The 13,214-nt window shown below is 58.3% G+C and carries 13 protein-coding genes and 1 tRNA gene; 6 read left to right on the top strand and 8 right to left on the bottom strand.

The features are described 5' to 3' along the window. Positions 1 to 203 precede the first annotated feature (203 nt). The 8 genes from ychF to AO277_RS21885 all read right to left on the bottom strand — a co-directional run bounded on the left by ychF (position 204) and on the right by AO277_RS21885 (position 7,128). A complete protein-coding gene (gene ychF, locus AO277_RS21920) occupies positions 204 to 1,304 on the bottom strand; it encodes a redox-regulated ATPase YchF (RefSeq protein ID WP_010212404.1) in 1,101 nt (366 codons plus the stop codon). A gap of 21 nt (positions 1,305 to 1,325) precedes the next feature. Further along, the gene (gene pth, locus AO277_RS21915; RefSeq protein WP_003317127.1) at positions 1,326 to 1,910 is read right to left on the bottom strand and encodes an aminoacyl-tRNA hydrolase; all 585 of its coding nucleotides are present in this window, start codon (positions 1,908 to 1,910) and stop codon (positions 1,326 to 1,328) included. 164 nt (positions 1,911 to 2,074) lie between these two features. Then, positions 2,075 to 2,686: a 50S ribosomal protein L25/general stress protein Ctc gene (locus AO277_RS21910; protein WP_002552144.1), complete on the bottom strand. Its 612-nt coding sequence runs from the start codon at positions 2,684 to 2,686 to the stop codon at positions 2,075 to 2,077. 124 nt (positions 2,687 to 2,810) lie between these two features. After that, complete coding sequence (locus tag AO277_RS21905) at positions 2,811 to 3,752, bottom strand: ribose-phosphate pyrophosphokinase (RefSeq protein WP_002552145.1); 942 nt, start codon at positions 3,750 to 3,752, stop codon at positions 2,811 to 2,813. 45 nt (positions 3,753 to 3,797) lie between these two features. After that, a tRNA-Gln gene (locus tag AO277_RS21900) sits at positions 3,798 to 3,872 on the bottom strand. A gap of 37 nt (positions 3,873 to 3,909) precedes the next feature. Beyond that, positions 3,910 to 4,758 (bottom strand): 4-(cytidine 5'-diphospho)-2-C-methyl-D-erythritol kinase, encoded by an 849-nt coding sequence (ispE, locus tag AO277_RS21895; protein ID WP_044318839.1) that lies wholly within the window; start codon positions 4,756 to 4,758, stop codon positions 3,910 to 3,912. A gap of 20 nt (positions 4,759 to 4,778) precedes the next feature. Then, complete coding sequence (gene lolB / locus AO277_RS21890; protein WP_005733586.1) at positions 4,779 to 5,396, bottom strand: lipoprotein insertase outer membrane protein LolB; 618 nt, start codon at positions 5,394 to 5,396, stop codon at positions 4,779 to 4,781. Positions 5,397 to 5,400: 4 nt separating this feature from the next. Further along, a complete protein-coding gene (locus AO277_RS21885; RefSeq protein WP_080396227.1) occupies positions 5,401 to 7,128 on the bottom strand; it encodes a tetratricopeptide repeat protein in 1,728 nt (575 codons plus the stop codon). Positions 7,129 to 7,354: 226 nt separating this feature from the next. Here AO277_RS21885 and hemA point away from each other — a divergent pair, with 226 nt between their 5' ends. The 6 genes from hemA to AO277_RS21855 all read left to right on the top strand — a co-directional run bounded on the left by hemA (position 7,355) and on the right by AO277_RS21855 (position 12,753). Continuing rightward, the gene (gene hemA, locus AO277_RS21880) at positions 7,355 to 8,632 is read left to right on the top strand and encodes a glutamyl-tRNA reductase (protein ID WP_002552149.1); all 1,278 of its coding nucleotides are present in this window, start codon (positions 7,355 to 7,357) and stop codon (positions 8,630 to 8,632) included. Beyond that, the gene (gene prfA / locus AO277_RS21875) at positions 8,629 to 9,711 is read left to right on the top strand and encodes a peptide chain release factor 1 (RefSeq protein ID WP_002552150.1); all 1,083 of its coding nucleotides are present in this window, start codon (positions 8,629 to 8,631) and stop codon (positions 9,709 to 9,711) included. Before hemA ends, prfA begins: the two co-directional genes overlap by 4 nt. Next, positions 9,712 to 10,545, top strand: coding sequence for a peptide chain release factor N(5)-glutamine methyltransferase (gene prmC, locus AO277_RS21870; RefSeq protein ID WP_002552151.1), 834 nt, complete (start codon positions 9,712 to 9,714; stop codon positions 10,543 to 10,545). Continuing rightward, entirely contained in the window at positions 10,539 to 11,309 is a 771-nt protein-coding gene (locus AO277_RS21865; protein ID WP_161795792.1) for a molybdopterin-synthase adenylyltransferase MoeB, read from the top strand. Before prmC ends, AO277_RS21865 begins: the two co-directional genes overlap by 7 nt. After that, a complete protein-coding gene (gene murI / locus AO277_RS21860) occupies positions 11,302 to 12,117 on the top strand; it encodes a glutamate racemase (RefSeq protein WP_044318837.1) in 816 nt (271 codons plus the stop codon). The genes AO277_RS21865 and murI overlap by 8 nt, the downstream gene beginning before the upstream one ends. Before the next feature lie 117 nt (positions 12,118 to 12,234). Next, positions 12,235 to 12,753 carry an acyloxyacyl hydrolase gene (locus AO277_RS21855; RefSeq protein ID WP_019742552.1) on the top strand — a complete coding sequence of 173 codons (519 nt, stop codon included), beginning with the start codon at positions 12,235 to 12,237 and terminating at the stop codon, positions 12,751 to 12,753. Positions 12,754 to 13,214 lie beyond the last annotated feature (461 nt).

Here is a 13,214-nt window from a genome sequence, read left to right as displayed (position 1 = left end):
TTTAAATGACGTGGATGAGCGGCGGTAAAAAAACGACATTTTACATAGAAAAATAGACATCCCCATCAAATAATTTGAGGGCGTCTGCAATCGTGTAGCCAACCGACGGTGCCAATGCCTGAAACGCGAAAGCCCCAGATAATGGGGCTTTCGTGATAGAGGAATCTGCACTTGCCGAGATCCCGCTGGACGCTGCCTATGGCCTACACGTTAAACCTGAAATGCATCACGTCACCGTCTTTGACGACATATTCCTTGCCTTCCAGACGCCATTTACCCGCTTCCTTGGCACCGGACTCGCCCTTGAACTGGATGAAGTCGTCATAGGCCACGACTTCGGCACGAATAAAGCCTTTTTCGAAGTCGGTGTGGATGACGCCTGCGGCCTGTGGTGCGGTGGCACCGACGCGGACGGTCCAGGCGCGAACTTCTTCGACGCCAGCGGTGAAGTAGGTCTGCAGGTGAAGCATTTCGTAGCCAGCGCGAATAACGCGGTTCAGGCCGGGTTCTTCGAGGCCTAGCGCTTCGAGGAACATGTCTTTTTCTTCGCCGTCATCCAGTTCGGCGATTTCGGCTTCGATCTTGTTGCAGACCGGCACCAGCATTGCGCCTTCTTCTTCGGCGATGGCGCGGACCACGTCCAGCAGCGGGTTGTTCTCGAAACCGTCTTCGGCAACGTTGGCGATGTACATGACCGGCTTGGTGGTCAGCAGGTGGAAGCCACGGATGGTGGCCTTCTCGTCGTTGCTCATGCTCTTCATCAGGCTGCGTGCTGGCTTGCCTTCGCTGAAGTGGGCGATCAGTTGTTCAAGCAGGCCTTTCTGGACCACTGCGTCCTTGTCACCGCCCTTGGCATTGCGCGTGACCTTTTGCAGTTGCTTCTCGCAGCTGTCGAGGTCAGCGAAGATCAGTTCCAGATCGATGATCTCGATGTCGCGCTTGGGGTCGACGCTGTTGGAGACGTGAATTACGTTCTCGTCTTCAAAGCAGCGCACCACGTGAGCGATGGCGTCGGTCTCGCGGATGTTGGCGAGGAACTTGTTGCCCAGGCCTTCGCCTTTTGAGGCACCTGCCACCAGGCCTGCGATGTCGACGAACTCCATGGTGGTCGGCAGGATGCGTTTCGGGTTGACGATGGCTGCCAGGGCCGCCAGGCGCGGGTCAGGCATCGGCACGATGCCGCTGTTCGGTTCAATGGTGCAGAAGGGGAAGTTCTCGGCCGCAATACCAGATTTGGTCAGGGCGTTGAACAGGGTGGACTTGCCGACGTTAGGCAGGCCGACGATGCCGCAATTGAATCCCATGGTGTTTCCCCTCGAGTGATGTCAGGCCTTCTGGCTGTGCAGGTTTTTCATCGCCCGGTTCCATTCACCGGCGAAGATATCCGGCAGCACGCCGAGGGCAAAATCGATACTGGCGTCCAGTTTTTCCTGTTCGGCGCGTGGCGCTCGACCCAGGACAAAGCCGGATACCTTGCTGGCATCGCCCGGGTGGCCGATGCCAAGCCGCAAGCGATGAAATGTGTTCTGGTTGCCGAGCTGCGCGATGATGTCGCGCAGGCCGTTATGACCGCCATGGCCGCCACCCACTTTGAGTTTGGCAACGCCCGGAGGCAGGTCCAGCTCGTCATGCGCCACCAGAATCGACTCAACCGGAATACGGTAGAAACCGGCGAGTGCCGCGACGGCCTGGCCGCTACGGTTCATGTAGGTGGTGGGGATCAGCAGACGAACATCCTGACCCTGATGCGTAAAACGCCCGGTCAGGCCAAAGAATTTGCGCTCGGGAACGAGATTGACTCGCTGCGCCGCAGCAATACGCTCAACAAAAAAAGCCCCTGCGTTATGCCGGGTCTGTTCGTATTCAGCGCCTGGATTTCCCAGGCCCACGATCAGTTGTATGGCGGTCACGACAGGGGCTCTTCCTTTGGAGTTGAGGGTTAAACCGCTGACGACAGCGGCAATGTGGGCGAAAACTGCTCATTTACCATGATGTAAACTCAGCGATCTCGCCCGCTTTGCCTGCTATCGCTCGCGATGTTTCCTGAGCAACTCCGACGTTACCAAGTAATGAATTACTCGGCTGCGCCTTCTTCACCTTCTTCTGCTTCGTCTTTGACGATGCGCGGTGCGTGGACGTTGGCGATTGCCAGGTCAGTACCGTGTGCCAAGGCAACGAACTCGACGCCTTTAGGTGCTTTCAGCTCGGACAGGTGAACGTTGTCGCCCACTTCCAGCGCGCCCAGATCAACCTCGATGAACTCAGGCAGGTCTTTAGGCAGGCAGGTCACTTCCAGTTCAGTAGTAGTGTGCGAGATCTCGCCGCCTTTCTTGACTGGAGCTTCTTCGTTCAGGAAGTGGATCGGCACGATTGCGGTCAGTTTCTGGCCGGCAATAACGCGCACGAAGTCAGCGTGCATCACGTGGCCTTTGGCCGGGTGACGTTGCAGCGCCTTGATGATGACGTTCTGCTTCTGGCCGCCAACGTTCAGCTCGATGATGTGGCTGTAGGCCGCATCGTTTTCGAGCAGTTTGGCAACTTCCTTGGCCAGCATGCTGATGGACTCAGGGGCTTTGTCGCCACCGTAGACTACAGCTGGAACCAGGCTGGCGAGACGACGCAGGCGGCGGCTCGCACCTTTCCCCAGGTCGGAACGCTGTTCTGCATTCAGGGTAAATTCGTTCATGTTGTATCTCCAAATTAACCACATCCGCCGTTGCGTTTGCGACCAGCGCTTGGGCGGTATGGGCAAAAAAGCCCCGCCCTGACCGGATGTCAGGGCGGGGCGCTTTTCGTCTGCGTGATGTCAGTTAACGGAACATCGCGCTGATCGATTCTTCATTGCTGATGCGGCGAACCGCTTCGGCGACTACCGGCGCAATATCCAGTTGACGGATACGGCTGCAGGCTTGTGCTGCTGCGGACAACGGGATGGTGTTAGTGACCACCAGTTCGTCCAGCACGGAATTTTCAATGTTTTCGATCGCCCGGCCCGACAGCACAGGGTGTGTGCAGTAGGCAAAGACCTTGGCTGCGCCATGCTCTTTCAGGGCCTTGGCCGCGTGGCACAGGGTGCCGGCGGTGTCGACCATGTCATCGACCAGAATACAGGTACGCCCTTCGACATCACCGATGATATGCATCACTTCAGAGTGATTGGCTTTCTCACGGCGTTTGTCGATGATACCGAGATCGACGCCCAGGGATTTAGCGACAGCACGTGCACGCACGACGCCGCCGATATCCGGGGAAACGATCATCAGGTTTTCAAAGCGCTGGTCTTCGATGTCATCCACCAGAACGGGGGAGCCGTAGATGTTATCTACCGGAATATCGAAGAACCCCTGGATCTGGTCAGCATGAAGATCAACCGTGAGAACACGGTCGATTCCCACCACGGTGAGCATGTCAGCGACAACTTTCGCGCTGATGGCAACACGTGCGGAGCGCGGACGGCGATCCTGGCGGGCATAACCAAAGTAGGGAATCACAGCAGTGATTCGGGACGCTGAGGAGCGGCGGAAGGCATCAGCCATCACAACCAGTTCCATCAGGTTATCGTTCGTTGGTGCGCAAGTCGGCTGAATGATGAAGACGTCTTTACCGCGGACGTTTTCATTAATCTCAGTGCTGATTTCGCCGTCGGAAAATTTTCCGACAGAAACATCACCGAGTGGGATATGCAGCTGACGTACTACACGCCGAGCGAGATCGGGGTTTGCATTCCCCGTAAAGACCATCATCTTGGACACGCGCAGTACCTAGAGGCTGAGGGTAACCTGGATGAGTATAGAAAATGGCAGGGGCGGCTGGATTCGAACCAACGCATGGCAGGATCAAAACCTGCTGCCTTACCGCTTGGCGACGCCCCTGTATTGAATCAATCGAGTGCCTGGCACTCAATTCCTGTCACAGAATTTGCAGCTTGCGATGCAACATCGAAATGTTACTTCCTTTCGCTACGAACCCCGTAAGGGTCTCTGCAAGAAGGGCCGAGACTTTATCAGCTTCAGCTTTGTTCTGGAAGGCCCCAAACACACAACTTCCAGTTCCGGTTAATTTTGCTTCGGTAAAATTACCTAACAAATTCAAAGCGTTACGTACTTCTGGGTAACGCCTCTCTACAACCGCCTTACAGTCATTTCGACTGTTTCCCTTGGGAACGGGGCGCACTTTAATGGGCGGCGTGTCGCGTGTCAACAACGGATCTGAAAAAATTTCTGCTGTACTTACAGCGACTTGCGGAACGAGCACCAAATACCAGGGTTCTTCGGGGTCAACCGGGGTGAGAATTTCCCCGACACCCTCAGCAAATGCGGCGTGTCCACGGACAAAAACCGGTACATCAGCGCCCAGAGTCAGGCCCAGTTGCGCCAGACGATCTTCATCCCAGCCAAGCTGCCATAAATGATTCAGCGCCAGCAGTGTGGTGGCTGCATCCGAGCTGCCGCCGCCGATGCCGCCGCCCATGGGCAAGCGTTTTTCCAGCCAGATATCCATGCCCAGTGTGCAACCGGACTGTTTTTGCAGCGCGCGGGCGGCTTTGACGATCAGATTGCTGTCATGCGGGACGCCGGGTACATCGGTCTGCAGACAAATTTCGCCGTCCTGGCGAACGGTAAAGCCCAGTTCGTCACCATAATCGAGAAACTGAAACAGGGTTTGCAGCTCATGGTAGCCGTCCGGGCGGCGTCCCAGAATGTGCAGCATCAGGTTCAGCTTTGCCGGGGCAGGCAAAACCAGCTGGGCCTTGGCCATATCCTGTAATGCAGTCATGGTCATTGCCCCAGTTTGCGAGGCTGCCAGTCCTTGATGACCAGCGTGACATCGAGGTCCTGGCCGTGCAGCTTGACGCGTTCGGGCAGCCAATAGCCATTCTGTTCGACATAACTGAGGTATTCCACCTGCCAGCCGTCCTGTTCAAGGCTGGCCAGACGGCTGTCGCCATCAAGCGTCACGTTGCTTTTGCTGTCCGGTGCCGGCAAACCGCGCACCCACCATACGAGGTGGGAAACCGGCAGTTTCCAGCCCAGTTGATCCTGAAGCAGTGTTTCCGGCGTTGTGGCTTCGTAGCGGCCCTGGTTGGCGACTTCAAGCACGACAGCGCCGGGCCTGCCGGTCAGTCGTGCTGCGCCACGGCCGAGCGGACCGGACAAGCGGATATCGTAGTAATCCTGACGCTGCAGCCAGAACAGGGTGCCGCTGCCGGAGTCCTTCGGCGCACGGATGCCGACCTTGCCGTTGATCTGCCAGCCATCGAGGCTGCTCAGTTGCTGTTTGTGTTCGCGCCATTGCGCGGGGTCGCCCTTGCCCTGAACGGCTTCGCGGGAAGTGAGACCGGCACAGCCGGTGAGCAGGGCGATGAGGCTGAATACGATTACGTGGCGCAAAAACATAACGTCAAAGGGTCTCTGAACCGGTCAAGCGTCGCAGTGTGCTGCGCAGGACGGTGCTGTCGGGTTGTTGTTCCAGGGCCTTGGCCCATACTTTCCGGGCTTCGCGCTGTTCGCCTTTGGCCCAGAGTACTTCGCCCAGATGTGCGGCTACTTCGTGGTCGGGGAAGCGTTCGAGCGCCTGACGCAGGTAGCGTTCGGCGGCGTCCAGATTGCCCATGCGGTAATTCACCCAGCCAAGGCTGTCGAGAACCGCCGGATCGTCGGGGCTGATCTGATGGGCTTTCTCGATCAGTTCGCGGGCCTCGGCGTAACGCGTGGTGCGATCGGAAAGGGTGTAGCCCAGTGCATTCAGCGCCATGGCGTTTTCCGGCTCGCGCTTGATGATGCTGCGCAAGTCTTTTTCCATCTGCGCCAGATCATTGCGCTTTTCAGCCAGCATGGCGCGGGTGTAGAGCAGGTTGGCGTCATCCGGGTACTGCTTGAGCGCCGTGTTCAGCACCTGCCAGCCGCGATCCAGTTGATCATTGCTGGTCAGGGTTTCAGCTTCGATCAGGTACAGCTGAATGGCGTAATCGGGCTCTTCGGCACGTGCTTCAGCCAGGCGTTTGGCCGCTTCTGCGCCGTTGCCATTGCTGACCAGAATATCGGCCTGGCGCAATTGAGCCGCCAGGAAGTCCGGGCCCGGTCCGACCTGAGCGTATTCGTTGAGCGCGCTTTGCGGGTCCTCGCGCTCTTCGTGGATGCGGCCGAGATTCAAATGCGCTGAATCGACGTGTGCACCACGGGCGATCAGTTCTTCCAGGTAGCCAGCCGCTTCGTCCCAGGCCTTGGCTTCAAGGCACACCAGAGCCAGCGAGAAGCGCAGCTCGTCGTCGTCCGGATATTGCTGCAAAAGGGCGGAAAACTGCACTTTGGCGTCTTCCATGCGGTTTTGCTCGACGAGCATGCGCGCATACGTCAGGCGCAGGCGTTTGTCGTCCGGGTATTTCTTGATGCTTTTTTCCAGCAGGGGCACCGCTTCCTTGCCTCGGTTCATGCTTTGCAGCAAGCGGGCATGCAGCAGGATGGGCGCGATTTCACCTTCTTTGGGCGGGTTGTCTTCCAGCAGCTTCAACGACTGTTCGGCGTCACCATTCTGCTGAAGCAACAGCGCCTTGCCGAAAATCAGCTGGCTGTTGTTCGGGTATTTGCCCAGCAACCGATCAAAACTTTTGAGCAGGCCGTTGCGGGTGTCCGGATCGGTTTCGGCCGCGGACAGGGCCAGAAAGTCGAAGTGCGTGTCGCCCTGACCCTGCAGGACTCTCTCCATGTACACCAGAGAATCGTCGTAACGTCCCGCGCGCGCCAGTTGAATGGCTGCGGCGCGTTGCGCTTCAAGGTCGGTCGGTGCGTTTCTTGCCCAGATCAGCGCGGTTTCCAGCGCAGACTGATCAGCGCCCATGTATTCGGCGATCTGATAGGCGCGCTCGGAGACCCCCGGGTCCTGAGTCTTGATCGCCTGGGTCACGTAGTTATCCAGGGCGATGTCGAAGCGGTTGCGCTGGCCGGCCAGCTCCGCGCTCAACAGGCTGACCAGGGTGTCCTGAGTGAACGAACCATAGACCTTCGGCTTGGCTTCAGGCGCGGGAGGGGCGTCTTTCTGAGCGGGCACGGGCTGTGACGAGGCGGGGGCCATTGACTGGCAGCCGCCTAGAAAGGCAAGAGCAAGGAACAACGCGGAGGATCTATTCATATATAAGAAGGGCGGCTTACCTGCGGTGGGAGCATCATGACACAAGGCTGTTGGCAAAACCCACAGCCGTCGGAAAAACTGATGCAATGCGTGTGTTTGCAGTGTCGCGAGCCTGAAAACGCAGGCTGCGACGATCGATTGTAGTGGGACAATAATATGTGGTGGTTGTTCTGAGCTTATTGAAGTAGGACAATTACCGGCTTCACGTCACCACCTGCGACCCTGAATGGCCTTCCTTGCACTCGGTATCAATCATAAGACCGCCTCGGTCGACGTTCGCGAGCGCGTGGCATTTACCCCGGAACAGTTGGTGGAGGCGTTGCAGCAGCTTTGCCACCTGACCGAAAGTCGCGAGGCTGCGATTCTTTCAACCTGTAATCGCAGCGAGTTGTACATCGAGCACGAGCATCTCGGTGCGGACAGCATTCTTGCCTGGCTTGCCAATTACCATCACCTCAGCCTGGAAGAACTGCGCGCCAGCGCTTACGTCCACGAGGACGATGCCGCCGTGCGACACATGATGCGTGTCGCCTCGGGGCTCGACTCCCTGGTGCTCGGCGAGCCGCAGATTCTCGGCCAGATGAAGTCTGCGTATGCCGTTGCGCGCGAGGCCGGAACGGTCGGGCCGTTACTGGGACGTCTGTTTCAGGCCACGTTCAGCGCTGCCAAACAGGTGCGTACAGACACTGCAATTGGTGAAAACCCGGTGTCCGTGGCCTTCGCCGCGGTCAGTCTGGCCAAACAGATTTTCAGTGACCTGCAACGCAGTCAGGCCTTGTTGATCGGTGCGGGCGAGACCATTACTCTGGTCGCCCGGCATCTGCATGACCTGGGCGTCAAGCGTATCGTGGTTGCCAACCGTACGCTGGAGCGCGCCAGCATGCTGGCTGCCGAGTTCGGTGCCCATGCGGTGTTGCTCTCGGATATCCCGGCCGAGCTGGTCAACAGCGATATCGTGATTAGCTCCACCGCCAGCCAGTTGCCGATCCTGGGCAAGGGGGCCGTGGAAAGTGCGCTGAAACTGCGCAAGCACAAACCGATTTTCATGGTCGATATTGCCGTACCGCGGGATATCGAGCCTGAAGTCGGCGAACTGGACGACGTTTACCTGTACAGCGTTGATGATCTGCACGAAGTGGTGGCAGAAAATCTCAAGAGTCGCCAGGGGGCTGCACTGGCTGCCGAGCAGCTGGTCAGCGTGGGTGCCGAAGACTTCATGTCGCGGCTGCGCGAACTGGCGGCGGTAGATGTGTTGCGCGCCTATCGTCAGCAAAGCGAACGGCTGCGTGACGAAGAACTGAGCAAGGCGCAACGTATGCTGGCCAACGGTAGCAATGCCGAGGACGTATTGATCCAGCTGGCACGTGGTCTGACCAACAAATTGCTGCACGCACCCAGCGTGCAGCTCAAGAAGCTGTCTGCCGAAGGTCGCGTCGATGCGCTGGCCATGGCCCAGGAACTTTTTGCCCTCGGTGAGGGCTCGACGGATAAAACCCCGCAATGAAAGCTTCACTGCTCAATAAGCTGGATGTCCTCAGCGACCGTTTCGAGGAACTGACCGCGCTGCTCGGCGATGCCGAAGTGATCAGCGATCAGACACGCTTTCGCGCCTATTCCCGTGAGTACGCCGAAGTGGAGCCGGTCGTTGCGCTTTACCAACAGCTGATCAGGGTGCAGGGTGATCTGGAGGGCGCGCAGGCGCTGCTCAAGGACAGCGACCCGGACATGCGCGAAATGGCCGTCGAGGAAGTTCGCGAAACAAAACAGCAACTGGTCGAGCTGGAAGCGCAATTGCAGCGCATGTTGTTGCCCAAGGACCCGAACGACGGCCGCAACGTGTTTCTGGAGATCCGTGCGGGCACCGGCGGTGATGAAGCAGCGATCTTCTCCGGCGACCTGTTTCGCATGTACTCGCGTTACGCCGAGCGGCGTGGCTGGCGGGTGGAAATTCTGTCCGAAAACGAAGGCGAGCATGGCGGCTACAAGGAAGTCATTGCGCGCGTCGAGGGTGACAGCGTCTACGGCAAGCTGAAATTCGAGTCCGGCGCGCACCGTGTGCAGCGCGTGCCCGAGACCGAGTCGCAGGGTCGCATCCACACGTCTGCCTGTACGGTTGCAGTGCTGCCGGAGCCTGACGAGCAACAGGCGATCGAGATCAACCCGGCCGACCTGCGTGTCGACACCTATCGCTCCTCAGGGGCCGGTGGTCAGCACGTCAACAAAACCGACTCGGCGATCCGAATTACCCACTTGCCATCGGGTATTGTCGTCGAGTGCCAGGAAGAGCGCTCGCAGCACAAGAACAGGGCCCGGGCAATGTCCTGGCTATCTGCCAAACTGAATGATCAGCAGACCAGCGCGGCGGCCAACGCCATCGCCAGCGAGCGCAAGCTGCTCGTGGGGTCGGGTGATCGTTCCGAGCGTATTCGTACGTATAATTTCCCTCAAGGGCGAGTGACGGATCACCGCGTGAACCTGACTCTGTATTCGCTGGATGAAGTTCTGGCGGGCGGGGTCGATGCAGTGATAGAGCCGCTACTCGCTGAATATCAGGCTGATCAACTTGCGGCACTGGGTGAGTAAATGACCATCATCGCAAGTTTGTTAAGAAGCGCCGAGCTTCCCGATTCACCGACCGCGCGGCTCGACATAGAGCTGCTGCTGGCGGCAGCGCTGGGCAAACCGCGCAGCTTTCTGCACACCTGGCCTGAGCGCATCGTCAGCACCGAGGCTGCGCTGGCCTTTGCAGGTTATTTGCAGCGTCGACGCACGGGCGAACCGGTGGCTTACATTCTCGGTCAGCAAGGTTTCTGGAAGCTTGATCTGGAAGTAGCGCCGCATACCTTGATCCCGCGGCCAGAGACCGAAATGCTGGTCGAGGCGGCGCTGGAACTGGCGCCTGCGTTCGCGCCCGCCAAGGTACTTGACCTGGGCACCGGCACTGGGGCGATTGCGCTGGCGCTGGCCAACGAGCGCCAACAATGGAAAGTCACAGCGGTCGACCGTGTGCCTGAAGCGGTCGCGCTGGCCGAACGCAACCGGCAACGTTTGCAACTGGATAACGCCCATGTGCTCAACAGCCACTGGTTCAGTGCGCTGGAAGGGCGTCAGTTTGATCTGATCATCAGTAACCCGCCGTACATCGCCGACGCTGATCCGCATCTGTCGGCCGGTGACGTGCGCTTCGAGCCGAGCAGTGCGTTGACTGCCGGTTCCGACGGGCTGGACGATTTGCGCACGATCATTGCCGACGCGCCGGTGCACCTCAGCGCCGATGGCTGGCTGCTGCTGGAGCACGGTTACGATCAAGGCCCGGCGGTGCGCGAACTGTTGATCCGTCATGGTTTCGAGCGCATACAGACCCGCCGTGATCTGGGTGAGCACGAGCGCATCACGTTCGGATGCAAGCCGTGCTGAGTGATCAGGAGCTGCTGCGCTATAGTCGCCAGATTCTGCTGCAACACGTTGATATCGACGGCCAGCTGCGCCTCAAGCAAAGTCGCGCGCTGATCGTCGGCGTCGGCGGGCTTGGTTCGCCGGTGGCCCTTTATCTGGCCGCCGCAGGGGTCGGTGAACTGCATCTGGCGGATTTTGATCACGTCGACCTGACCAATCTGCAACGCCAGATCATTCATGATACCCAGAGCATCGGACAGGCCAAGGTAGACTCGGCTCTGGCCCGGCTCAAGGCGATCAATCCCGAGATCACTCTCGTCGCTCACCGCTCAGCGCTGGATACCGACTCACTGGAGGCGGCGGTGCAGGCTGTCGATCTGGTGCTGGACTGCTCGGATAATTTCGCCACCCGCGAAGCGGTCAATGCCGCCTGTTTCGCTGCTGGCAAGCCGTTGGTCAGCGGGGCTGCCATTCGGCTTGAAGGGCAGTTGTCGGTGTTCGATCCGCGTCGTGCGGACAGCCCGTGTTATCACTGCCTGTACGGTCACGGCAGCGAAGCCGAACTGACCTGCAGCGAGGCCGGTGTCATCGGGCCGCTGGTTGGTCTGGTTGGCAGCCTGCAAGCGCTGGAAGCCTTGAAGCTGTTGGCCGGTTTTGGCGAGCCAATGGTCGGGCGACTGTTATTGATTGATGCCTTGACTACCCGTTTCCGTGAACTGAAAGTCAAGCGCGACCCGGCGTGCAGCGTTTGCAGTGCAGCAAGCGGGCAGGGCGAACATGCCTGACATGCAGATGAGCCATGCCAGCGATGCGCCTGTCGCAATCTTTGATTCCGGGGTCGGTGGCCTTTCAGTGCTCAATGAAATCCGCCAGTTGCTGCCCAGCGAGTCACTGCTGTATCTGGCGGACTGCGGGCATATTCCTTATGGCGAAAAGACCCCTGAATTCATTACCGAACGGTGCCTGACAATTGCGGGATTCTTCCGCGAGCAGGGTGCCAAGGCACTGGTCGTCGCCTGCAACACCGCGACTGCGGCGGGCGTGGCGCACATTCGTCAACGCTACCCGGACTGGCCAATTGTGGGTATGGAGCCTGCTGTCAAACCTGCTGCCGAGGCGACCCGCAGCGGTGTTGTCGGTGTGCTGGCGACTACCGGAACGCTACAAAGCGCCCGCTTTGCGGCGTTGCTGGACCGATTTGCCAACGATGTTCGGGTCGTGACCCAGCCGTGCCCAGGGCTGGTCGAACTGATCGAAACCGGTGATCTGGTCAGTCCGCAAATCCGTCAATTGCTTCAGCATTATGTCGAGCCGCTGCTGGCAGCGCGCTGTGACACCATCATTCTCGGCTGTACTCACTACCCGTTTCTCAAACCTTTGCTAAGGGAAATGCTTCCCGAGTCGGTCACCCTGATCGACACCGGGGCTGCGGTAGCGCGTCAGTTACAGCGTCTTTTGTCGCGTTCCAGCCTTCTTGCCACTGGCGACGCGCGAGATACTGTGTATTGGTCTAGTGACATTCCGGACAATTTCAGAAAAATCCTACCTTTTTTGTCGCAAAATCCTGGCAATGTGAGAAGCTTCCGTTTGTAAAAAAAACGTGAAAAAAGGCGCTTTTCGGGTGAACTAACCTCACCTCGCTGGCTTCTATAAAAGCGGCTGATGAATTTCAACACTTTCATACAATTTTATATATTTAGGACGTTTCTCATGAAGAGACTCTTTTGCCTGGCCGTGATTTCGGCCGCTTTGGCAGGGCAAGCTTCAATGGCGCAAGCCGACGGTGTTGAGTTTTCGGTCGGGCAGACCGGTGAGTCGACCATGACCTATCGTCTGGGCGTGCAGTTCGATTGGGATAAAACCTGGCTGCAAAGTGACATTGGCCGTCTGACCGGTTACTGGGACGGCGCTTACACCTACTGGGATGGCAAGGACTACAAGGATAACCACAGCCTGTCGTTCTCCCCGGTTCTGGTCTACGAGTTCGGCAACGGCAACGTCAAGCCTTACGTAGAAGCCGGTATCGGCGTCTCGGTGTTCTCCAACACCCAGGTTGAAGATCGCAAGTTCGGTTCTGCCTTCAACTTCGAAGACCGCATTGGTTTCGGTCTGCGCTTCGCGGGCGGGCATGAAGTCGGCATCCGCGCGACTCACTATTCCAACGCCGGCATCAAAGAGCCGAACGACGGTATAGAAAGCTACGCACTGCACTACAAGATGCCGTTCTGATTTGACTGGCATTCGTGCCAACGCTTCGCTGCAGCACAACGTAATGCCCTGCACAAAAGCCATTGCGCATAAAATGCTTTTTTATCGCGATGGCACTGACAACGCAGAGTGCGACGTTAGTGACGGCTGAGCTCTGACGCTGATCCGGGGGATGCGAGGCAGGACNGCGGCGGCCCCCGGATCAGTGACAGGGCGAAGGAACCCGACGAAGTCGGGCCGGAAACAGGAGCGAAAGGCTTTGGTTACTTTGGCCTCATCAAAGTAACTCGCCGAGGGGCGAAAAGGTGACCTGAGTCGGGCACCAATTCACCTGATGTCGAAGAACCGCCGTGTGACGCGGAGCGTCACGAACTGCATTACCACGCGGAGTGGTATGACCCCCGAAGGTTGGACGCAACCTTTGGAGGCGTCATGGGTAAATATACAGTGCAGGCAAAACTCGCAGCCGTGAAAGAATATTG

The sequence above is a fragment of the Pseudomonas amygdali genome, assembly GCF_002699855.1.
Lineage (GTDB): Bacteria > Pseudomonadota > Gammaproteobacteria > Pseudomonadales > Pseudomonadaceae > Aquipseudomonas > Aquipseudomonas amygdali.
The sequence above is the reverse complement of the archived record's forward strand: the minus strand, read 5'-3'. Positions and strand labels throughout refer to the sequence as shown.

What these genes read in the sequence shown, in the direction of transcription:
- ychF (WP_010212404.1), bottom strand. Translation starts at nt 1,304, where the DNA reads ATGGGATTCAATTGCGGCATCGTCGGCCTGCCTAACGTCGGCAAGTCC.
- AO277_RS21910 (WP_002552144.1), bottom strand. Translation starts at nt 2,686, where the DNA reads ATGAACGAATTTACCCTGAATGCAGAACAGCGTTCCGACCTGGGGAAA.
- ispE (WP_044318839.1), bottom strand. Translation starts at nt 4,758, where the DNA reads ATGGCCAAGGCCCAGCTGGTTTTGCCTGCCCCGGCAAAGCTGAACCTG.
- lolB (WP_005733586.1), bottom strand. Translation starts at nt 5,396, where the DNA reads ATGTTTTTGCGCCACGTAATCGTATTCAGCCTCATCGCCCTGCTCACC.
- AO277_RS21885 (WP_080396227.1), bottom strand. Translation starts at nt 7,128, where the DNA reads ATGAATAGATCCTCCGCGTTGTTCCTTGCTCTTGCCTTTCTAGGCGGC.
- hemA (WP_002552149.1), top strand. Translation starts at nt 7,355, where the DNA reads ATGGCCTTCCTTGCACTCGGTATCAATCATAAGACCGCCTCGGTCGAC.
- prfA (WP_002552150.1), top strand. Translation starts at nt 8,629, where the DNA reads ATGAAAGCTTCACTGCTCAATAAGCTGGATGTCCTCAGCGACCGTTTC.
- prmC (WP_002552151.1), top strand. Translation starts at nt 9,712, where the DNA reads ATGACCATCATCGCAAGTTTGTTAAGAAGCGCCGAGCTTCCCGATTCA.
- murI (WP_044318837.1), top strand. Translation starts at nt 11,302, where the DNA reads ATGCCTGACATGCAGATGAGCCATGCCAGCGATGCGCCTGTCGCAATC.
- AO277_RS21855 (WP_019742552.1), top strand. Translation starts at nt 12,235, where the DNA reads ATGAAGAGACTCTTTTGCCTGGCCGTGATTTCGGCCGCTTTGGCAGGG.